This window comes from Pseudoalteromonas sp. CST2, assembly GCF_028599385.1.
Classification (GTDB): domain Bacteria; phylum Pseudomonadota; class Gammaproteobacteria; order Enterobacterales; family Alteromonadaceae; genus Pseudoalteromonas; species Pseudoalteromonas atlantica.
On record NZ_JAQREO010000002.1, the window covers coordinates 339,287 to 361,208 of the forward strand.

Genomic DNA, 21,922 nt, shown 5'->3' on the forward strand with positions numbered 1-21,922 from the left:
AATTTTTAGCACTCTAAACAAAAATTAATAAGGGTGGCACCCATCACTTACGCTTTAACGCTAGCGCCAAGCCTACCCTCAATTAAATTGATAACTAACACCAAACCCTGCCCAAAATAAGGAGCGTAAATGTTCATCACCGCTATAGTGTGCAGCATCTTTGTTTATTGCAACGCTGTAACTGGAATAGCCAGATAGCATGACATTATTTAATAGTTGATAAGATAAATTAGCAGCAAGTTTTACGTTATTAAGGCCATTGTGGCCATCGCTTACATAACCACTATTAAAACCCGCCGCAGTTTGCAGCTCCAATCGCATTAAATCACTAAATGCATACTCTTTTGTAATTGCCAGCTCTATAAAAGAGCCGCTGAGCGATAACGAGTGGTAGATACTCGCCATTGCATGTATATCCCAATCATATGAATAGCTTATATCGAGGCTAAGCTCATTATCATGGGAATTTACTCCTTCCTCGCGTGCTTTTATATGGTTGTAACCTGCATACAAAGTTAGGTGCTCTGCAAGCTCAGTCGAATAAATCGCATTTAAATTTAGCTCATCGTAGTCATTATCAGTGCCTGTTGCTAACCAGGGAATAAACGTAAAGTCATTGTAATTTATTTCGCCCGCAATAGACGCTAAGGCGCTACCAGGCAAGTTATCGCGCCCTTCTGTCACATAATGGCTTTCCCATAAAGGATGAATATGAATATTTAATTTTTCATTTTCGTGATCAGGGTGTGCAACGCTTTTTATATTACCCCCTAGACCTACCTCAAGCTCGTGTAGCGATTCATTCGCAGCGCTTTTACTCGTACCTAAAGCCAGCGAAATAATGCAGATCAAGTGAGAGATTTTTAAATTAGTTTTCATTAAAAGGTCCAAAACCAAAAAGTTGCGCATAGTAGTGCTATATAACGAAGCTCAGCAATAAAAAGATGCCTTTTTAAACAATTTATTTAAAAAATGGCTCACATCATTAAAAAACTAAGTAACTTGCTCATTTTACAATCTATAAGGTAGGATAAAAATGAGAAACCAACAACGCACATGGCTGATTTATAAATATAACTCGCGCATATTGTGCAATTAACAAGCAGGTAATCGTTTGGCTCTTTAAATCTATATATAAGTTGGTATCCTACGCGGCTTTTTGATAGTCATATTAAAATAATTACCCAGAGTTTAAGGTTAATTAGCCAAGGTGGGGCTCTCGCTGCATGGCACGTAAAGTGGCAGCAATCTAGGTTCAACGTAATAAAACGTTGTTCTAAATTTAAAAGCAAATATTAAGGTAACAGTATGCGATTTGGCCCAGGATTACTTGTAACAGCCGCATTTATTGGCCCCGGAACAATCACAACGGCAAGTGTTGCCGGTGCAAACTTTGGGTTTGCATTAATTTGGACATTACTTTTTTCGGTTATTGCCACTATTTTGTTGCAGTCTATGGCTGCTCGATTAGGAGTAGCAACAGGGCAAGATTTAGCACAAGCGTTACGTGCACACATTAAAACCCCTTATCTTAAAGCGCTTGCTAGTTTTTTAGTAATAAGTGCAATTGGTGTGGGTAGCGCTGCATATGAAGCCGGAAACCTCAGTGGTGCAAGTATGGGGCTAGTTGGTATTTTCCCAGGGGTAAGTGCACAAATATGGACGCCGTTAATTGCTGTATGTAGCGCTATTCTTTTATACAGTGGTAAGCACAAAGTGGTAGAAAATGCATTAATACTGCTGGTGATCCTTATGAGCCTGGTATTTATATCTACCCTAATTATGGCTGCGCCACCAATGGCTAAAGTGCTCGCTGGGTTTATACCTACAATGCCAGGTGGCTCAATTACAACGGTATTGGCCCTCATTGGCACAACCATTGTTCCGTATAACTTATTTTTGCACTCTGGTGTTTTGGCAGCGCAAGATCATTCTAAAAGTGATAAAGACACTGTTATTAAACAAACTAACTTAGATACAGGTTTATCAATTACGCTCGGTGGGGTGATCACCCTTGCCATTTTATCAACCGCGTCTGTTGCCTTTTATGGCACCGATGCCGGTAAAATTAGTGCAGCAAATATGGCCGTGCAACTTGAGCCATTACTTGGCGAAGCAGCGCATTACTTTTTTGCTATTGGCTTATTTGCCGCAGGATTAACCAGCGCAATAACAGCCCCATTAGCAGGCGCGTATGCGGTATGTGGCATGCTTGGTTGGTCAAGCGAAATGAGTAACACCCGTTTTAAAACAGTCGCCATTACTATTTTAGCTTTTGGTGCATTTGTGGCCTCACTGGGGCTTGACCCTGTTGCGGTAATTATATTTGCACAGGCTGCAAATGGATTACTACTGCCCATCATTACCGCGTACTTGGTGTGGTTAGTGAATCAAAAATCAGTCATGGGAAAATACACCAACTCAACACTTTTAAATGTAGTTATATTACCCGTGCTACTACTCATTTTTTCGTTAAGTTGTTACAAGCTATCAGGGTTAATTTTTTAAAAGCAATTAACGTTTAACCATGGGCATGCCCATGGTTGAACATACAACCTGTGCTGCCTTGACTGCTTTCAACTTGAATGGTGGCGTGTTCAATGTCAAAGTGGTCATGTAAATGGTGCTGTACTTCAATTAAAAAGTCGTTATTTAATGCGTTGTTGTCCGTTACTAAGTGAACAATAAGCGCAGACTCTGTGGTACTTAGTGGCCACACATGTAGCCCATGCACACCTGTTACATGCTCAATGCTTAAAAAATACTGCTTTAGTTTTTCTATACTAATATTTTTGGGTACGGCGTCTGTGGCGTAATTAAGCGAGTCTTTAAATAATCCCCACGTGCCAATAAACACAATCACAACAATACTCAAACTTACAACAGGGTCTACCCACTGCCAGTTTTTAAATAAAATAACAATGCCAGCAATTACCACCCCTAAAGACACCGCTGCATCGGCCGCCATATGTAAAAAAGCACCTCGAATATTTAAATCGTGCTTTTGCCCCTGCACAAACAACAACGCAGTTAATGTGTTAATTACTACACCAATAAGCGAAACCACTATAACTGTCATGCCTGTAACCGGCTGAGGGTTTTCAAAACGCTCTATGGCATGCCAAGCTATGCTAGCAAGGGCAGCCATAAGTAAAACAGAGCTCATTAAAGACGCTAACACCGTTGATTTTTTATAGCCAAAGGTGCGCTTGTCGGTAGCGGCTTTACTTGCCAAAACATTTGCCCCCCACGCAAGTAATAAACTAACCACGTCGCTTAGGTTATGTCCTGCATCGGCTAAAAGCGCGAGGGAGTTGGCAAAAAAACCGTACCCTGCTTCTATCACGACAAATATAAGATTGAGTAAAACGCCTATAGCAAAAGCGCGATTATAATGACTAATATGATGGCTGTGATCGTGACTCATGTTGCTCCTTACATAGTAAATAACTTGATTAACCTGAGCTGTGAAAAATCTATTTTTAGCGCTCACTGTGTTTAATTTATAAGGTTAATGAGGTATGTGTTCGGAAAAGTTTAAGCGTACCTAATAAATAAAACAGCCCATAAATACTGCATACAATTGAGCTTACAATCCAAAATACAATTGAGTTGTGATGAATAAACTGACTGGTTGTTACAAAAGGAGCGATTAACCCTGCTATCCCCCTTAGTAAATAAACACCTGTTATTAATACCAAAGCCGTTTTTAAAAAAGGCAGCTTTAAAATAACACCCGCGCCAGAGAGCGCATACATGCCCCATATAGCAAGTATGGCTGATATAATTAAAGTAACAAAGGTAGGATACGTACTTCCCTGCTTAGCCAACTGCGCCATGTGCTCACCAGCACCAAAAAAGCGATACCAATCAGGGCCGCCAAAAATACAGGTAATATGTAAAAGTGACGCTATAAAACTTAAAACCCCCGCTATAACCAATAGCTTATTAAACTTCATATACTTATAAACCTAAGTTATTGGCTTAGGTTAGCAACAAAACCAATTAACGCTGCGTAAAAGCTAAAACCAAGTAAACATATTAGGTAAACGTTTTTAGCTTTATTTGCCTTAAAGCTCATATAATCTTTAATGTCAGCTTTAAACTTACCAAAGGTGAATACGTTTAAAATTGCACAGCCGGTAGAGTACAAAATAAACCCTAAAATGGTTTCTATTATTAGCCACATAACAATATCTAAAGCAATGCTCATAACACTCATCCATTAAGTAATGTAAAAACAGCGTATCAAATCTATAGTTGATTATCAGCGAATTTATAGCGTTAAGGTGTAACAATAAATTTCGTAAGCCCTATTAATTGCCCAGACTCAGTTACCACTTTTACTTGCCACTTACCTTTAGCATCATGCGGAAAATTTACTTTATGAGTCCATGCTCTGTAGCCTTGTTTTCGCCCGCCATTAATATTGAGCGTAATTCTGTCGACCTCTTTTTCATTGTGTATCCATACATGAAATATTTTTTCGTTTAGGCCTCTTGGCGCTTTTACTGCGGTCCATGTGTATAACCCTTCATGATGAAGTGTATATAAATCAAGAGTATCAATGCTACCTAGTGGTTTTTTATGCTCAACATCTACTTTGTGTGCCAAGGTAATATCGGTTAAACGCAGGGCTGCTGGCGGAACAAAGCTGCGAAGCTGCCAAACCCCGGCGCTTATTACGCATAAAATTAAAACTAAAATAGGAAAACGCCACCAGCGCGCATCAGGCATTAAGTTTGTTAAGCTAGGTAAAGTAATAAGCACTGAGGTTACAAGCGCAATTGCTAAGCTTTGGCTCGTAGTTAGGTTTAATAAAATAGGTAACGTAACAAGCAAAACCACAAATAATGCAAAGTTATGAAATACTGTAAACAGCGTGCGGTTTTTAGCTAACTTTTTATAGTAAAATGGATCTATTACCGATATGAAGGCACATATAATAATCAGCGATGTAAAGAGTGCTTGTGGGTGATCCCACTGAGTAACCGCTAAAAAAAACGGTAACGCAAAAAATAGGCTTTCTTGTTGCACCATTTGCAGTGCAAAGCGCATTACATTAGGAGATACGGCTACCCCAAAGCGCTCTTGTACTTTATCGCGTAGCCAGTTGTCGATGATCAACCAAAACCAGCTCACCAGTAAAACAATGGCAATAACCTGCGAGAAAGACTCTTTTCTATCAACCATTACATAGCTTGCAACACCTGAGCAAAACGCCAATACAGCCAATAGCCCTGGTCGCTTTTGCATTGCCACTATAAATTGAGTAATGAGATTTTTTAGTTTGTTCATTTATTTTAGTGTCCGTACATAATGTACTTTATTATTATCAAGTTAGTTAAGCCAGTGTAACTAAGCGTAGATGAACAACACATAGATGCCTGCAGGTATTATTGTTAGTTGTTGCATTAAAAACCACTCCCTTTTAACCGCTTTTTTAATTAATAAGTGCCATAACTCGCCGTAAAACTACAGTAATTTTTAAAACTGTAACTTTAAGCGTTAATTAAAATAAGGGTTACAGCCGTGCCTGAATTTTATTAATGCGCAAAGTGAAATTACCACAACAAACACATCCAGACGTCTAAACACCTATAAATTATACGCTGCACTATTTTTTTACATGCCCAAACACAGGTTTATGTTCTCTCAGTAACACATTTAATTTATATAAATGAATCAAACTCATGTTTTATGTGAAATTAAACCGTTTTTATTAAAGCACCAATCAACGTATAAATTATCCATCGGCCAGCGCTTATAAGCATTAAGCCTGTTTATTACAAAACCACCCTTTGAGCACGCTAAAGGCTCAGGTTTTAAATATACAATATGGATAGAGTCACCATGAGTAAAAACATTACATTTAATATTAAAAGTCAGCGCCTTGATGAAAACTACCAACCCGCTGAAAACACCCGTATAACCACTAATTTTGCAAACTTAGCACGAGGCGAACACCGCCAACAAAACTTAAGAAAAGCGCTAAATATGATCAACAACCGCTTTAACACTCTTGCTAATTGGGATAACCCAACCGCTGAGCGCTACAGTGTAGAGCTTGAGATTATTTCTGTAGATATTGGTTTAGATGAAAACAGCCAAAGCTTTCCTTCTATAGAAATATTAAAAACGAATATTATTGATACCAAAACAAACAAGCGCATAGAAGGTATTGTTGGTAATAACTTTTCATCGTACGTTCGCGACTACGACTTTAGCGTGTTACTGCAGCAACATAATAAAAATAAACCACAATTTAGTATTCCCGATAATTTTGGTGAGCTGCATGGTAAATTATTTCAATCGTTTGTAAGCTCAAACACCTATAAGCAACACTTTAAAAAGCCACCGGTAATATGCCTCAGTGTGTCAGATAACAAAACCTATCATCGCACTGCCAACGAGCACCCTATTTTAGGTATTGAATACCAACCAAACGAATCTTCGTTAACAGAGCAATACTTTAAAAAGATGGGCCTACAGGTGCGTTACTTTATGCCTGCAAATAGTGCCGCACCCTTTGCCTTGTTTTTCTTTGGTGACTTACTAAACGATTACACCAACCTTGAGCTAATAAGCACCATTAGCACAATGGAAACCTTTCAAAAAATTTATCGCCCAGAAATTTATAACGCCAATGCCAAAGCGGGTAACGCCTTTAAGCCTAATTTAAAAAATGCCGACCACTCGCTCACACAAATTATTTACGACAGAGATGAGCGCAGTAAATTAGCCGCCGAGCAAGGCAAGTTTGCTGAAGAGCATTTTATAAAACCGTATAAATCAGTGCTTGAGCAATTTACAACAGCAAACGTTTAACCTTCTTTTAATAAAGGGTCACTCTTATTATGAAAACATTATTACCTACATCTACAGCAGGCAGTTTACCAAAGCCCTTATGGCTTGCAGAGCCAGAAACCCTTTGGTCGCCGTGGAAGCTTCAAAACAACGAACTTATTGAAGGCAAAAAAGACGCCCTGCGCATTGCACTTCACTCACAACAACTCGCTGGTATTGACATAGTGAGCGATGGCGAGCAAACACGCCAACATTTTGTAACTACATTTATAGAGCACCTAAACGGTGTTGATTTTGAAAAACGAAAAACCGTAAAAATACGCGACCGTTACGATGCGAGTGTTCCAAGCGTAGTGGGCCCTGTTAGCCGCCAAAAACCTGTGTTTGTAGAAGACGCTAAGTTTTTGCGCTCGCAAACTAACCAACCTATAAAGTGGGCACTACCCGGCCCAATGACCATGATAGATACACTTTATGACGACCACTACAAAAGCCGCGAAAAACTAGCCTGGGAATTTGCCAAAATACTCAACCAAGAGGCCAAAGAACTAGAAGCCGCAGGCGTAGATATTATCCAATTTGATGAGCCCGCGTTTAATGTATTTTTTGATGAAGTAAACGATTGGGGCATTGCCTGTTTAGAACGCGCAATTGAAGGGTTAAAATGCGAAACTGCTGTGCATATTTGTTATGGCTACGGCATTAAAGCCAACACCGATTGGAAAAAAACACTTGGCAATGAATGGCGCCAGTACGAAGAAGCTTTTCCTAAATTACAGCAATCAAATATTGATATTATCTCACTTGAGTGTCACAACTCACACGTACCTATGGACTTACTTGAACTGATCAGAGGTAAAAAAGTCATGGTAGGCGCTATTGATGTTGCCACCAATGAAATAGAAACACCCGAAGAAGTAGCCGCTACTTTACGCAAAGCCCTACAGTTTGTAGATGCCGACAAACTCTACCCCTGTACCAACTGCGGCATGGCCCCGCTTTCGCGCGAAGTTGCAAACGCTAAGCTTAATGCATTGAGCAAAGGCGCGGAAATAGTAAGAAAAAAGCTATTAGTGCAGTAAAGCTTGCTTTAAAAACTAGCTATGTAATTAAAACCTGCGCACTTTTTTTTAAAATTAAGTGCGCTAATACGTATAGCTACAAAGGGGCTTGCAAGCTCAAGCGTATGTTTAGCAAAGTTGATTCAGGGTGCTAATTAGCTTTACTAAACTAAATTAAAATTTGTATGTAAAATATTATCATTGCAACAGTAATAAACGTAAAAAGTCCAATAACCACAGTCCGCTCAGGAATAGAATGAACTATCAGTGATGGCATTTTTTTTAAAACAGGAAAAGTTGGAAAAAAGAAAACTGAATGCTTTTCAAAATTTTTATATTTATCCCACACCTTTGAGAAAAACAGCTTGATACCTGAGAGATACATCAATACAAAGGTAGAAGCCCCAAGCACTTCTACCATGGCCATAAGTTCAATACTTACCATTATTTCTGGCCCAGCTAATAGCATGACTATGATTACCGCTAAAGCGTGCCAAAACCCCTTTGACATCGCTATTTTTATCCTATCAAACACCAAATTTTCCTTGTAATAAGGGGTAGTAACACGTGGGCTAAATCCGAGCGAAGCGACAGAGACCACGTGGTACTGTCCCAGCGAGCCTGCGAGCGGCTTAATGTAATTGTTAGTTGCAACTAACCGGCAACCCATAAGCTTAACATTAACGAAAACCATGTGAGCACATACATTATTATGCTTGGATTTTTAGATTTTATATTTAAATAAATGAACAAAAGTGTAAAAGCTACGCCAACGATACCAGATAACATGCTACTGGCAGCAGATTGGTCGGCGTTACCAAAGATTTTGATAGGCAAAAGAATAAGTAACCCCAATAAAGCCAGATAAATAGACCACTTAACAATTTGCTCTAAAAGTAGATCGTCGGGATCAACAAATTCGTTGTTTTTATTACGAAACAACTCCTTGAGTATATCTATAATTTCCTTGTCAGCTTCAGTGATACCCTTACACATAACGCCCCACTAAGAGGCGAGTAATTGTTGGCTAAAATGTGTAGCGAAGCGGAACTGAGCCAACTGTTACGAGTCCTGCTTTAGTGGCTTGTTAGCAATACATTGCACACGCTTTAACTTAAAACCTGCGAGCCTTTTGGATAACTATTAATTAATAGATCACCATTATCTAGCAGCCAAGATGATTTGGGCTTGCCAACTAAGCTATATAACTTTTCAGTTTCAAAGTTTGAATTTATTAAATGAATATCACCGTAATTCCACGACATATTAGCTAAACCTGATGTAACTACTAAACCAAATGGCATTTCATAAATGTCTTCAACATTCATTTCTTTGATTAGGGTAACACTATCATTTTCATCGATTAAAAGTAGCTCTCCACCAAATTCACCATTATTGCTGCCAATGATAATCTTATCCCCTAAGGTAATGATAATTTCTGGTTGTATAATTTGATGTTCAATAGCAATTTCATTTTTTGAGTTTGGCGATCGACGAGGAAAAGATTTTTTACATTTTCCCGTTGCTCTGTCAACTAATTTAAATACCCACTGTCTTTGTGAAGAATCGGTCTCTCCTAATTCATCAAAAAACTCTTTTACTCCAGAGTCAGATACTTCTCGCTCCGCGCTTCCCTTAAATTCTGTTTTATTGGGGTATTTTGAAGCGTCATATGCTCCACACTTCATATCTTCAAATAGATTCGCAGAGACAGAAAATGAACATAAAAGTAAAATGAACATAAAAGTAAAATGAAGATCAAAATTTGCAACGGACTCTCCTTGTATTGCTAACACCCCGCTTAGGGGCAATAACACGTGGGCTAAACTGAGCCCATGTGTTATTGTCCCAGGGAGCTTGCGACCGACTACAGCGGTTTGTTAGGGCTACTATCCTCAGATGATGAAGAGGCTGAGTCAGACTTCTCTTCCATTTTTTCAAGTCTGTCCATTACGTCTGAAATCATCTTAACCCACTCTAAAATTTCTTTTCGTTGCTCACGACTTTCTTGTCCATTCGCGATAACTGCCGTTTTATATGAAAAATACGTTGAAAGGCATGTGGCGACTGCAATGATAGAAGTAAGAGCCAACGGTAAAATTTCTATGGTCAAAATTTTTCTTCGGTTTTCCATTTGGTAAGATCAATCCTTTTGTAGCTATAACAATTTTGTCTACGACATTTGTCGTTTTATAAACCGACAAATGTCCATATATTACAGTGCATTTATCTTAACCATCAAATAAACACCTGTAAACAATTAGTTAACAGGAAAATATTTTTAATCAATGCACAAAAGCACCGAAATGGTGGAGATCAGTAATATTGGACAAAACAACAAGTACTGTCTATATATACAGTTAATTTTTACTAGAGATTCATATCATGAAATCATCTTTTTTAACTATGATAGCCGAACAAATGTATCTAAAGCGTTATGCTAAAAGTACCATTAAAGCGTATTTATACTGGATAGCTTCGTTTATTCGATTTAACTCTATGAGGCACCCAACAACAATGGGAAATAATGAGGCCGAACTTATTTTGAATCACTTAGTCAACCAAAAAAAGTGGCTCCTAACACTCAAACCAAGCCTTAAATGCGTTGAGCTTATTATTTAAAGAGGTGATTCAAAAGCCACTCTTATTAGGCATTTTTTAAAACAAAAAAGCACAGCCCACAAGCGCCATGCTTTTTAAATCAATCTTAACCTAGTTCGGTTTACAAACGAATACCGCCGTCTATTTCAACCACGCGACCGGTGAAAAAGTCGTTTTCGATTATGTACTGTGCAGTATGGGCAATTTCGTCGCTTTCGCCTAAACGCCCTACGGGTGTTACTGCAAGCATACGTTGTTTGGCTTCGGGTTTCATGGCGTCGGTCATGGCGGTGCTTATTACACCTGGTGCAATAGCGCCTACACGTATACCAAAACGGCCAAGCTCTTTAGCCCATGTGGTGGTAAGTGCCACTACGCCTGCTTTTGATGCCGCGTAGTTTGTTTGGCCTATGTTACCTGCTCGCGCTACGCTCGACATATTCACTATTACGCCACCTTTGCCTGATTCAATCATGTGGCTTGCAGCTTCACGCCCTGCTAAAAATACGCCAGTGAGATTTACATCAATCACTGATTGAAATTGCTCAAGTGACATTTTTTTAACCACTTTGCCGTCTTTAGCTTTTATAAACATGCCGTCGCGTAAAATACCGGCGTTGTTTATAAGCACGCCAATGTGGCCAAAATCGCTATTAATGGTATTAAATACGTTTTCTACTTCGCTCTCAACAGTTACGTTTGCGGCGTAGCCTTTAATAGTGCCAGATACACCTTCAAGCTGTGTTAGTTGCTCGCATGCGTTGTTTAATAAATCTTTCGCCATATCTATAAGTGCGATGTTAGCGCCCATAAGGGCAAATTTTTGCGCCATTGCAAAGCCTAAGCCTTGTGCGCCACCGGTTATTACTACCGTGTTATTTTTAATTTCCACGCCTTGCTCCTACTTAGAAAACAGTTTAAAAATGGCGCTAAAATCATCACTGCCAGCACCTTGGTGCTGTAGCATAGTGTATAAATTTTTAGCCATTGACCCCATTGGGGTTGAAGAATTACTTTGCTGCGCGGCTTCCATGGCAAGCCCTAAATCTTTAGCCATTAAATCGACCATAAAGCCCGGTTTGTAATCGTTACTTGCAGGGGCGGTATCCATTACGCCTGGGCATGGGTTGTAAAGTTCAAGGGTCCAGTTACGGCCAGAACTTGCAGTCATAATGTCGCTAAGTACTTTTGCATCTAGCCCATTATTAATACCCATTTGCAGGGCTTCGCTCGTACCTGCCATTAAAATACTTAACAGCATGTTGTTACATATTTTTGCAACTTGTCCTGCGCCAATATCGCCTGCATGAAATATGCTTTTACCCATATCATTAAGCACAGGTTGTGCGGTATTAAACGCGGCTTTACTACCACCAACAATAAACGTAAGCGTGCCTGCGGTTGCTCCAGCAACACCGCCCGATACCGGTGCATCTACAAAGCTAATACCCTGCTCGCCAAGTGCGCTGCCAACCACACGGGCCGACTCTGCATCTATTGTTGAGCAATCTATCACTAAGGTGTTGTTGCTAAGCACATTAATTAAGCCGCTATCGTCGTTATTGCCTAAATAAAGTGATTTAACATGTTTGCCCGCAGGTAGCATACTAATAAGTATATCGGCATTGGTTGCACATGCATTTGCATTATCAGCTGCGTGTGCGCCTTTACTTGCAAGTTCATTTAAGACCGACTGGTTTAAATCAAATGCTGTAACATTATGGCCGGCTTTAATTAAGTTAGCCGCCATTGGGCCGCCCATATTACCTAAGCCGATAAAACCAATATTGAGTTTAGTCATCGTCTTTCCTTTATGTGTGTGTTGGGGTGTCTAAGCCATTGAGTGGGTGATTTTCGCCAAAACGGTTAGCAAAAAAGCTCTCTATTATGGCTTGTGGTACATCACTCAGTGTTTTGTATTGCCAATTAGGCGCGCCGTCTTTATCTATTAATAGTGCTCTTACGCCTTCTTGAAATTCACCTACTTCGCCAGCGCGTACCGACATACCCAGCTCCATTTTAAAGCACGCTAGTAAGCTTTTGCCTTTACTGGCTTTTAGCTGCTCACTTACTAGCGCGCAACTTAGTGGACAACCATGTTTAAGTGATTTTTGGGCGCGTTGCAGCCATTTATCGTCAGTAGCTAGGCCTAAAATATAATCAACTTGTTCTTGTAGCGTTTTAAATTCAGCTAATTTTTGAATGGTTGCTAAGTTAGCTTTAATATTGCCTTTGGGCATACGCGCAGATTGGTTATCTAAATCGGTTAATAATTTAGTCAAACGCTCATGGTTTAAACTTGCGGTTTTGCCCCACTTAGCCGCTAAAATTTGCGCTAGCATGGCATCATATTTAGTGCTGTCGATAAAGTGATCGGCAAGCGATACAAAGCGTGCATCTTCACAATTAATAGAGGCCGATGTTAGCCCTAAAAATAGCCCGACGCTTTGTGGCATTTTATGTAAAAAGTAACTACCGCCTACATCTGGGTATAAGCCTATGGTTTGCTCTGGCATAGCAATGCGCGATGTTTCGGTTACTACGCGGTGGCTAGCACCGGCCATTAGGCCTAAACCACCGCCCATAACAATGCCATTACCCCATACTAAAAGTGGTTTTTCGTAGCAATGAATAAGGTAGTCAAGCTGGTACTCTAGGGTAAAAAAGTCTTCCACTAAGCTTGTTGGTTTACCTTGCGCCATTGCATGATGCAGGCTGACTACATCGCCACCGGCGCAAAATGCTTTATCCCCTGCGCCTTTTAACAATACCATTGCAATTGCATCATCGCTTTGCCAATCGCGCAGCTGCGGCTCGAGTAGTTTGATCATGTCAAAATTAAGGGCGTTTAATGCTTTAGGTACGTTGAGTGTAATAAGCCCAATTAAGCTGCCGTTTGCTGCACTTGCCGTTTCAAATAGCACGGGGTCATCGGCATTATTTAATAACGTTAAATTACTCATTAGCCATTTACCCAATTCGCGCGGCGTTTTTCTAAAAAGGCATTAACGCCCTCTTGTTGATCTTTTGTATCAAACAATCCAACAAACAATTCACGCTCAAGTGGTAATACACTTGCCATTGGTTGGTGGCGGCCTTTTTGTATAAGCGTTTTACATGCAGCTACCGAGCTTGGGCTTTGCTCGCTTACTTGATTGGCAAGTTTTAACGCCGCTGCAAAGCTTTCGCCTTGTGGTACAACTTCTTCTACTAAGCCAATTTGCAGGGCTTTATCGGCTTTTAAGCGCTCGCCGCATAAAATCATTCGTTTTGCCCAGCCTTCACCTACAAGCCATGCTAAATTTTGCGTGCCACCCGCGCACGGTAACAAACCCACTTTTGCCTCTGGCAGTGCCATTTGTGCTTGCTCTTCTGCTATGCGAATATCACACGCAAGCGCAACTTCTAGCCCGCCGCCCATGGCATAACCGTTAATGGCCGCAACCGACACCCCTGTAAAATTAGTAAGTGCTTCAAAGGCTTCACCAAATACACGCGACATATCAGCGGCAACGCCTTTATCGCCACTAGCAAATACATTTAAATCGGCACCGGCGCTAAAAAACTTCTCGCCTTCGCCAGTAAGCACTAAGGCATAAATGTTTTTGTTGCTATTAAGCTCGTTAACTTTGTTTTTTAAGTCAATTAAGGTGTCTTTTGTCCAGGTATTAGCTGGTGGGTTAGACATAGTTAAAATAGCAACATGGCCTTCGGTAGTCAGTTCAATACTCGGGTTAGATTGTGACATAACTTGCTCCTTATAAAACGTCGCTTGCAGACTCGGCTAAAATACGGCGCGCTATAATTACGCGCATAATTTCGTTAGTGCCTTCTAAAATTTGATGAACGCGTACATCACGTACATGGCGCTCAAGCGGGTATTCTTTTATGTAACCGTAACCACCATGTACTTGCAGTGCCTCGTTACACACAGTAAAGCCAACGTCGGTGGCAAAACGTTTAGCCATGGCGCAGTAGGTAGTTTTTTCACTATCGCCGGTATCAAGTTTAAATGCCGCCAGCCTTACCATTTGGCGCGCAGCTACAAGCTCAGTGTTCATATCGGCAATTTTAAATTGCAAAGCCTGAAACGCAGCCAAGGGCTTACCAAATTGAGTGCGCTCTTTTAAGTACTCTTTTGCCGTGTTTAGCGCAGCTTGTGCTGTACCAATTGAGCACGTGGCAATATTAATACGCCCGCCATCTAGGCCTTGCATGGCAAATTTAAAGCCTTCGCCCTCTTTACCTAATAAGTTATGCGCCGGAATACGCACATCTTCAAAACTAATTAAGCGTGTTGGTTGTGCGTTCCAACCCATTTTTTCTTCTGCTTTACCGTACTCAACGCCTTGTGCTTCACCAGGGACTACAAATGCCGAAATACCCGCAGCGCCTTCGCCACCGGTACGTGCCATAACCACTAAAACTTCAGTTTCACCCGCACCCGATATAAACATTTTTGAGCCGTTAATAACGTACTCATCACCTTCAAGCACAGCTTTTGTTTTTAGTGATGCTGCATCTGAGCCTGAGCCAGGCTCTGTTAAACAATAAGAGGCAAGTAGCTCGCCCATTACTAGTTGCTCTACGTATGCATCTTTAACTGCATCTGTACCAAAACTTGCTACCATCCACGTGGCCATATTATGAATAGTTAGCATGGCCGTTGTAGCTGTACAGCCCATCGCAAGCTGCTCAAATATAATGCTTGAATCTAAACGCGATAACCCAAGGCCGCCGGCTTCCTCTGGCGTGTATAAACCGCAAAAACCAAGCTCGCCCGCCGCTTTAATCGTATCTTTAGGAAAAATATGCTCGCGATCCCACTTTGCTGCATGTGGAGCAAGTTCTGATTCTGCAAATTGGCGTGCAGTTTCTGCAAAGGCTTGTTGATCTTCTGATAAGTTAAAGTCCATGGTAGACCTCTTTAATTGTGTTGTTAGTGTGTCCCATTAGGGTAAATGAGTGAAGAGCGGCACAGGCTGATGTGTGTGTTCTAGTTGCTTGTCAGCGGATTTAGCCTTTGCGCCCTTCTTTATTATTATTTTTGAGTGTATTTATTTTAAATTAATGCTCATGTTTGGACCTGAAGCGATGTCGTCTTCAAACCAACGTGAGGTAATGGTTTTAGTTTCTGTGTAAAAACGTATACCTTGCTTACCATAGGTGTGCGTATCGCCATAAAACGAGCCTTTCCAACCCGTAAACGAGAAAAACGGCAGCGGCACCGGAATAGGCACATTAATACCCACTTGGCCCACTTCTATTTCGTGTTGAAATTTACGAGCCGCAGCACCACTTGAGGTAAATAACGAGGTACCGTTGCCATACGGGCTTTCGTTAATAAGGGCAATTGCCTCATCAAGCGTATCTACAAACATACAGGCAAGCACAGGGCCAAAGATTTCTTCTTTGTATAAATCCATGTCTTTTGTCACATCGGTAAATAGAGTTGGGCCAACCCAGTTACCTTGATCAAAGCCCTCTACTGTATAGTTTGAGCCATCAATTAAACAGGTGGCGCCTTGCTCCTTACCGTTTGCTATAAGCGATAAAATACGCTCTTTTGCTGCTTTTGATGTTTGTGGGCCGTAGGCTGCGTTTTTGTCATCCCATACGCCTGGGCGTACGTTTTCAAAACCTGCTTTTATTTCATCTACCCACTCACTTGCTTGGCCTACAAACACAGCCACCGAAATACCCATACAACGCTGGCCTGCAGCACCAACCGATGCGCCAACTAGGTTATTTACCACGTGCGATTTACTCGCATCTGGCATAATAACCATGTGATTTTTAGCACCCACACACGCTTGCACGCGCTTAAGGTTTTGTGTGCCTTTAGAATAAATATATGCGCCTACACCACACGAACCCACAAACGAAATAGCACGTACTGCTTTATCTTCTAGTAGGCGGTCTACTTGCGGTTTTGTACCATGAACCACTTGTAATACGCCTTTTGGTGCGCCGGCTTCAATAAATAGCTCAGCTAAACGCATTGGTGTGAGTGGGTCTTGCTCAGAGGGTTTTAAAATAAAGGTGTTACCACATACAATAGCTAGCGGAAACATCCAAAGTGGGATCATCGCCGGAAAGTTAAACGGCGTAATGCCTGCACATACGCCAAGGGGCTGCATGTAAGAATAGGTATCGATTTTACGGGCAACGTTTTCCATTGTTTCGCCCATCATTAGTGATGGTGCGTTAGCTGCTTGTTCTACTACTTCAATACCGCGCCATACATCGCCTTTTGCATCTTCAAACGTTTTACCTAGTTCGTGGCAAATAATGGTCGCAAGCTCATCGTGGTGCTCTTTTAACAGCGCCGCGTATTTCATCATAATGCGGGCACGCTCGGTAATGGGCACATCTTTCCATGTTTTAAATGTTTCTGAGGCCGAGGCAATCGCTGCATCCATTTCTGAGTCGGTAGTGCATGGAACTTGCGCAAGTACTTCTTGGTTTGCTGGGTTAATTACATCAATAAGCTCGTTTGAAGCCGACTGAACAAATTCGCCATTTATAAGTAGTGGAACTTGGTGCATGGGTAAATCCTGTTGTTAGTGTGTTCTTTTAAAAAATGGCACCGTTTTGTTATTAGTATGAGTACGGTGCATTTTAGTTGCTGTTAGTTAATTAACTTTTTTGTTAGTAAGCCTCTACAGCCATGGCTACAGCTTCGCCGCCACCAATACATAAAGACGCAATTCCTTTTTTAAGGCCACGGTTTTTAAGTGCGTGAATAAGCGTGACTAAAATTCTCGCGCCGCTGGCACCAATTGGGTGGCCAAGTGCACACGCCCCACCGTTTACGTTTACTTTGCTCTCATCAAGTTTTAATTCGTTAATAGCAAGCATGGTAACCATGGCAAAGGCTTCGTTAATTTCCCACAGGTCAACATCAGCAGTTGTCCAGCCTGCTTTTTCAAGCACACTGTTCATAGCGCCCACAGGTGCTACAGTAAATTCGCTTGGTTTTTGAGAGTGCGTGCTGTGCGCTACAATTTTACAAAGCGGTGTTAAGCCTTGCTCTTTAGCTTTTGATTCGCTCATTAATATAAGCGCTGCGCCACCATCAGAAATTGACGATGAATTAGCCGCAGTGATGGTGCCGTCTTTTTTAAAGGCAGCACGCAGGCTTGGTATTTTTTCTGGGCGGGCATTACCGGGTTGCTCATCAACCGATACGGTTACATCGCCTTTGCGAGTTTTTATGGTGTGCGGCGCAATTTCGTTTTCAAAGCTGCCCTTTTCGATTGCCGCATTGGCTTTACTTAACGAGCTAAGTGCAAACTCATCCATTTGCTCACGGCCAATGCCGTACTCATCGGCAGTATCTTGTGCAAAACAGCCCATTGCTTTGTTATCGTAAGCATCTTCTAGGCCATCGCTCATCATATGATCTTTAATTTCGCCGTGGCCCATACGCATACCGCCACGTGCTTTAGGTATAAAATACGGTGCATTACTCATGCTTTCCATGCCGCCAGCAATTGCGCTGCTAATTGAGCCCGCTTTAATTAAGTCGTGTCCTAGCATGGCGGCTTTTAAACCAGAGCCACATACTTTATTAATGGTGGTAGCACCCGTGCCCAGAGCAAGGCCTGCTTTTAACATTGCTTGGCGTGCTGGCGCTTGGCCAAGGCCCGCTGGCAATACACAGCCCATAATTACTTCATCTATTGCATCATTTGCTAAACCAGTTTGTGCAAGCGCGCTTGCAATGGCGGTTGCGCCTAGCTCGGTAGATTGTGCATCGGTCAATGCGCCCATAAACCCGCCCATTGGCGTACGCTTTGCTGCTACAATTACCACTGATTCTAAAGTCATAATTAACTCCGTTGTATTTATATGCAAATAGTTGTTAGAATATTTGCTCTATTAATTTAGTATTCATTTATTGTTTAACACCCTTACACAATACTAACGTTTACGCTAACGTCAACAAAAAAGCGTTTAATTTTTAGTTTTAAAAGTATAAGCATTATTTTCCAGTAACGGCGAAGTGAACAATCAATAAAAATAAACTATTGAATATTAATGATATAATTTAACATTTCACATCAACACTCCTTTATAAATAGTTTCATACCACACCAAGCTTTACCTTTACGTAAACTTCACTTATATTGGAGTTATTCGAATGAGGTAAACACAACTATGAAACCAGATAACCAAACAAACTTTGCAAGTTCTGCAAAAGCGCCAAGCAGTAACGATCAAACCTTTAGTATTAGCGATTTAGCTAAAGAGTTTGATATTACCACCCGCTCTATTCGTTTTTACGAAGACCAAGGTTTAGTAAGCCCAGAGCGCAATGGCCAAACCCGTATTTATTCAAAACGCGACAAAGTTCGCTTAAAACTAATACTGCGAGGCAAACGCTTAGGCTTTACATTGGCTGAAACAGGCCGTTTGTTTGAACTGTACGACGCTGATAAATCAAGCGCTAAACAGCTGGTGACTATGCTCGATTTAATAGCAGAGAAAAAAGCCGACCTTTCTCAGCAAATGGACGACATAAAAGTTGTGCTTATGGAATTAGTGACAGCGGAGCGCCGCTGCAGAGACACACTTAATAAAATAGACGAGTAGCCTATTTTAATAATAAAAACACACTGACAACACACACAGGAATGAATCATGAGCACTATTTCACTTTATAAAGAGATGAACTTTGGCCTTGGCGAAACCGCCGATATGATCCGCGACCACGTAAATAGCTTTGCAAGCCAAGAAATTGCGCCACTGGCTGAACAAACCGATATGGACAACGCGTTTCCTAATCAGCTTTGGCCGCAAATGGGCGAAATGGGTGTACTAGGCATGACCGTTTCTGAAGACTTTGGCGGTGCAGGCTTAGGTTACTTAGAGCATGTAATTGCAATGGAAGAAATTAGCCGTGCGAGTGCATCAATTGGCTTAAGCTATGGTGCGCATTCAAACTTGTGTGTAAATCAAATTAACCGTAACGGTAACCAAGCACAAAAAGAAAAATACCTACCAAAACTTATTAGCGGCGAACACATTGGTGCCCTTGCCATGAGCGAACCAAATGCAGGCTCTGACGTGGTATCAATGAAACTTAAAGCTGAAAAAAAAGGCGATAAATACATTTTAAATGGCAATAAAATGTGGATCACCAACGGCCCTGATGCACACACATTTGTTATTTATGCAAAAACAGATTTAGAAGCCGGCGCTAAAGGCATTACCGCATTTATTGTCGAAAAAGACTTCCCTGGTTTTTCTACCGCACAAAAGCTAGACAAGCTTGGTATGCGTGGCTCAAACACGTGTGAACTGGTGTTTGAAAACTGCGAAGTACCAGAAGAAAACATTTTAGGTAACCTAAACGAAGGCGTTAAGGTACTAATGAGCGGCCTGGATTACGAACGTGTAGTACTAGCTGCAGGCCCGCTCGGCATAATGCAAGCCTGTATGGATATTGTTGTACCGTACATTCATGAACGTAAACAGTTCGACACCCCTATTGGCCAATTTCAGTTAATTCAAGGCAAAGTAGCCGACATGTATACACAAATGAACGCAGCGCGCTCATACGTTTATACCGTTGCAAAAGCGTGTGACCGCGGCGAAACCACCCGTAAAGATGCCGCCGGCGCCATTTTATATGCTGCTGAGCTTGCCACTAAAATGGCGCTTGATGCTATTCAAATTTTAGGGGGTAACGGCTACATAAACGAATACGCCACAGGGCGCTTATTACGTGATGCCAAACTATACGAAATTGGTGCTGGCACATCAGAAATACGCCGCATGCTTATTGGTCGCGAACTCTTTACCGAAAGCCGTTAAGGATTAAATTATGACGATATTAAAATCGAGCGTTAATCCTCACGGCCCTACTTTTGTGCAAAATCACAAAAACATGGCAGCTTTGGTTGATGATTTACATAGTAAAGTAGCCACCATTAGCTTAGGTGGCGGCGCTGCGTTAAAAGAGCGTCACGAAGGCCGAGGTAAGTTATTTGTACGCGACCGTATTAGCACTTTATTAGATGAAGGCTCACCGTTTTTAGAAATTTCGCAATTTGCAGCCTTTGGTGTGTACGAGCAAGAAATTGCCTGTGCAGGTGTAGTTGCCGGTATTGGCCGTGTTAAAGGCATTGAATGCATGATCATTGCAAACGATGCCACGGTAAAAGGCGGTACGTATTTTCCGCTTACCGTTAAAAAGCATTTACGCGCGCAAGATATAGCCGAGCGCTGTCACTTACCGTGTATTTATTTGGTTGATTCGGGCGGTGCCAACCTACCTGAGCAAGACGATGTATTCCCTGATAAATTACATTTTGGGCGTATTTTTTATAACCAAGCCCGTATGTCGGGTAAAGGTATTCCTCAAATTGCTGTGGTAATGGGGTTATGTACCGCAGGCGGCGCATACGTACCCGCTATGGCCGATGAAAGCATAATAGTAAAAGAGCAAGGCACTATATTTTTAGCAGGCCCACCACTTGTAAAAGCAGCGACCGGTGAAGTAGTCAGCGCCGAAGAATTAGGCGGCGCCGATGTACATTGTAAAACATCGGGTGTGGCTGACCACTTTGCAGAAAATGACGAGCATGCGCTGTCTATTGCCCGCCAATGTATTGAGCGTATTAATTACACTCGCCCTACAGCCCCTCTTTTAGAGGATGTAAAACCGCCACGTCACGATATAAACGAGCTTTACGGCATTGTAGGCACCGACCTTAAAAAGCCGTTTGATGTGCGTGAAGTTATTGCCCGTACGGTGGATGATTCATCGTTTGATGAATTTAAACGTTACTTTGGTGAAACACTGGTCACAGGCTTTGCCAGCATTTACGGTAACCCTGTAGGCATAGTGGCTAATAACGGCATTTTATTTAGTGAGTCGGCGCAAAAAGGCGCGCACTTTATTCAACTATGTGCACAGCGCAATATTCCTTTAGTGTTTTTACAAAATATTACCGGCTTTATGGTGGGTAAAAAATACGAAGCTGAAGGCATAGCAAAGCACGGCGCTAAAATGGTAATGGCAGTTTCGTGTGCCGATGTGCCTAAATTTACGGTGCTAATTGGTGGCTCTTACGGCGCGGGTAACTACGGTATGTGTGGCCGCGCATTTGAACCCACCATGATGTGGATGTGGCCCAATGCCCGTATTTCAGTAATGGGCGGTGAGCAAGCCGCAGGAGTAATGGCGCAAGTTAAGCAAGATGGTTTAGCACGTAAAGGCCATAGCATGAGCGAGCAAGAAGTTAGCGATTTTAAAAAGCCAATAATTGATCAATACGAAGAGCAAGGCCATCCGTATTACGCAAGTGCCCGCTTGTGGGACGACGGCATTATTGACCCTGCCGATACCCGTAACGTATTAGGCCTTGCCTTAAGTGCAGCTAAAAATGCACCACAGCAAGACTCTAAGTTTGGCGTATTTAGAATGTAACCGGAGCGCAAAA

At 41.6% G+C, this 21,922-nt stretch carries 23 protein-coding genes; 7 read left to right on the plus strand and 16 right to left on the minus strand.

The window, feature by feature from the left end:
* Window positions 1–78: 78 nt before the first annotated feature.
* The gene (locus PSH41_RS04220; protein ID WP_273588230.1) at window positions 79–879 is read right to left on the minus strand and encodes a hypothetical protein; all 801 of its coding nucleotides are present in this window, start codon (window positions 877–879) and stop codon (window positions 79–81) included.
* Window positions 880–1,308: 429 nt separating this feature from the next.
* On the opposite strand from PSH41_RS04220, the gene PSH41_RS04225 reads away from it, so the two are divergent.
* A complete protein-coding gene (locus PSH41_RS04225; RefSeq protein WP_273588229.1) occupies window positions 1,309–2,508 on the plus strand; it encodes an Nramp family divalent metal transporter in 1,200 nt (399 codons plus the stop codon).
* A 13-nt stretch (window positions 2,509–2,521) separates the two neighbouring features.
* On the opposite strand, the gene PSH41_RS04230 is transcribed toward PSH41_RS04225, so the two are convergent.
* From PSH41_RS04230 to PSH41_RS04245, 4 genes are all read right to left on the minus strand, one after another.
* The gene (locus PSH41_RS04230; RefSeq protein ID WP_121637463.1) at window positions 2,522–3,427 is read right to left on the minus strand and encodes a cation diffusion facilitator family transporter; all 906 of its coding nucleotides are present in this window, start codon (window positions 3,425–3,427) and stop codon (window positions 2,522–2,524) included.
* A gap of 76 nt (window positions 3,428–3,503) precedes the next feature.
* Window positions 3,504–3,959: a hypothetical protein gene (locus tag PSH41_RS04235; protein ID WP_273588228.1), complete on the minus strand. Its 456-nt coding sequence runs from the start codon at window positions 3,957–3,959 to the stop codon at window positions 3,504–3,506.
* 17 nt (window positions 3,960–3,976) lie between these two features.
* Window positions 3,977–4,213, minus strand: a complete 237-nt coding sequence (locus PSH41_RS04240; protein WP_064385394.1) for a hypothetical protein — start codon at window positions 4,211–4,213, stop codon at window positions 3,977–3,979.
* 71 nt (window positions 4,214–4,284) lie between these two features.
* Window positions 4,285–5,298 carry a DUF5924 family protein gene (locus tag PSH41_RS04245; protein ID WP_273588227.1) on the minus strand — a complete coding sequence of 338 codons (1,014 nt, stop codon included), beginning with the start codon at window positions 5,296–5,298 and terminating at the stop codon, window positions 4,285–4,287.
* Between the two features lie 555 nt (window positions 5,299–5,853).
* Here PSH41_RS04245 and PSH41_RS04250 point away from each other — a divergent pair.
* Together PSH41_RS04250 and PSH41_RS04255 are read left to right on the plus strand one after the other, a co-directional pair.
* A complete protein-coding gene (locus tag PSH41_RS04250) occupies window positions 5,854–6,828 on the plus strand; it encodes a DUF1852 domain-containing protein (RefSeq protein ID WP_004586506.1) in 975 nt (324 codons plus the stop codon).
* Between the two features lie 29 nt (window positions 6,829–6,857).
* Window positions 6,858–7,889, plus strand: coding sequence for a methionine synthase (locus tag PSH41_RS04255; protein ID WP_273588226.1), 1,032 nt, complete (start codon window positions 6,858–6,860; stop codon window positions 7,887–7,889).
* A gap of 148 nt (window positions 7,890–8,037) precedes the next feature.
* On the opposite strand, the gene PSH41_RS04260 is transcribed toward PSH41_RS04255, so the two are convergent.
* From PSH41_RS04260 to PSH41_RS04275, 4 genes are all read right to left on the minus strand, one after another.
* Window positions 8,038–8,403 (minus strand): hypothetical protein, encoded by a 366-nt coding sequence (locus tag PSH41_RS04260; protein ID WP_273588225.1) that lies wholly within the window; start codon window positions 8,401–8,403, stop codon window positions 8,038–8,040.
* Window positions 8,404–8,522: 119 nt separating this feature from the next.
* Window positions 8,523–8,864 carry a hypothetical protein gene (locus PSH41_RS04265; protein ID WP_273588224.1) on the minus strand — a complete coding sequence of 114 codons (342 nt, stop codon included), beginning with the start codon at window positions 8,862–8,864 and terminating at the stop codon, window positions 8,523–8,525.
* 113 nt (window positions 8,865–8,977) lie between these two features.
* Window positions 8,978–9,664, minus strand: a complete 687-nt coding sequence (locus PSH41_RS04270; RefSeq protein WP_273588223.1) for a hypothetical protein — start codon at window positions 9,662–9,664, stop codon at window positions 8,978–8,980.
* 71 nt (window positions 9,665–9,735) lie between these two features.
* Window positions 9,736–10,002, minus strand: a complete 267-nt coding sequence (locus PSH41_RS04275; protein ID WP_273588222.1) for a hypothetical protein — start codon at window positions 10,000–10,002, stop codon at window positions 9,736–9,738.
* 287 nt (window positions 10,003–10,289) lie between these two features.
* On the opposite strand from PSH41_RS04275, the gene PSH41_RS04280 reads away from it, so the two are divergent.
* Window positions 10,290–10,490 (plus strand): phage integrase N-terminal SAM-like domain-containing protein, encoded by a 201-nt coding sequence (locus tag PSH41_RS04280; RefSeq protein ID WP_039972249.1) that lies wholly within the window; start codon window positions 10,290–10,292, stop codon window positions 10,488–10,490.
* A gap of 100 nt (window positions 10,491–10,590) precedes the next feature.
* Here the strand turns inward: PSH41_RS04280 and PSH41_RS04285 are convergent, their stop codons facing one another.
* From PSH41_RS04285 to PSH41_RS04315, 7 genes are all read right to left on the minus strand, one after another.
* Complete coding sequence (locus PSH41_RS04285; RefSeq protein WP_273588221.1) at window positions 10,591–11,361, minus strand: SDR family oxidoreductase; 771 nt, start codon at window positions 11,359–11,361, stop codon at window positions 10,591–10,593.
* A 9-nt stretch (window positions 11,362–11,370) separates the two neighbouring features.
* Complete coding sequence (gene mmsB / locus PSH41_RS04290; protein ID WP_121637451.1) at window positions 11,371–12,270, minus strand: 3-hydroxyisobutyrate dehydrogenase; 900 nt, start codon at window positions 12,268–12,270, stop codon at window positions 11,371–11,373.
* Window positions 12,271–12,280: 10 nt separating this feature from the next.
* Entirely contained in the window at window positions 12,281–13,432 is a 1,152-nt protein-coding gene (locus PSH41_RS04295; protein ID WP_273588220.1) for an enoyl-CoA hydratase/isomerase family protein, read from the minus strand.
* Window positions 13,432–14,217, minus strand: coding sequence for an enoyl-CoA hydratase (locus tag PSH41_RS04300; protein ID WP_273588219.1), 786 nt, complete (start codon window positions 14,215–14,217; stop codon window positions 13,432–13,434). The genes PSH41_RS04295 and PSH41_RS04300 overlap by 1 nt, the downstream gene beginning before the upstream one ends.
* A 10-nt stretch (window positions 14,218–14,227) precedes the next feature.
* Window positions 14,228–15,385, minus strand: coding sequence for an acyl-CoA dehydrogenase family protein (locus tag PSH41_RS04305; RefSeq protein WP_273588218.1), 1,158 nt, complete (start codon window positions 15,383–15,385; stop codon window positions 14,228–14,230).
* A 141-nt stretch (window positions 15,386–15,526) separates the two neighbouring features.
* On the minus strand, window positions 15,527–17,017 hold the full coding sequence (locus tag PSH41_RS04310) for a CoA-acylating methylmalonate-semialdehyde dehydrogenase (protein ID WP_273588217.1): 1,491 nt from the start codon (window positions 17,015–17,017) through the stop codon (window positions 15,527–15,529).
* 103 nt (window positions 17,018–17,120) lie between these two features.
* On the minus strand, window positions 17,121–18,302 hold the full coding sequence (locus PSH41_RS04315) for a thiolase family protein (protein ID WP_273588216.1): 1,182 nt from the start codon (window positions 18,300–18,302) through the stop codon (window positions 17,121–17,123).
* A 330-nt stretch (window positions 18,303–18,632) separates the two neighbouring features.
* On the opposite strand from PSH41_RS04315, the gene PSH41_RS04320 reads away from it, so the two are divergent.
* The 3 genes from PSH41_RS04320 to PSH41_RS04330 are packed head-to-tail and all read left to right on the plus strand — an operon-like array spanning window position 18,633 to window position 21,909.
* Window positions 18,633–19,067: a MerR family transcriptional regulator gene (locus tag PSH41_RS04320; RefSeq protein ID WP_004587901.1), complete on the plus strand. Its 435-nt coding sequence runs from the start codon at window positions 18,633–18,635 to the stop codon at window positions 19,065–19,067.
* Between the two features lie 48 nt (window positions 19,068–19,115).
* A complete protein-coding gene (locus PSH41_RS04325; RefSeq protein ID WP_024034119.1) occupies window positions 19,116–20,291 on the plus strand; it encodes an isovaleryl-CoA dehydrogenase in 1,176 nt (391 codons plus the stop codon).
* A 10-nt stretch (window positions 20,292–20,301) separates the two neighbouring features.
* Window positions 20,302–21,909 (plus strand): carboxyl transferase domain-containing protein, encoded by a 1,608-nt coding sequence (locus PSH41_RS04330; protein WP_273588215.1) that lies wholly within the window; start codon window positions 20,302–20,304, stop codon window positions 21,907–21,909.
* Window positions 21,910–21,922 lie beyond the last annotated feature (13 nt).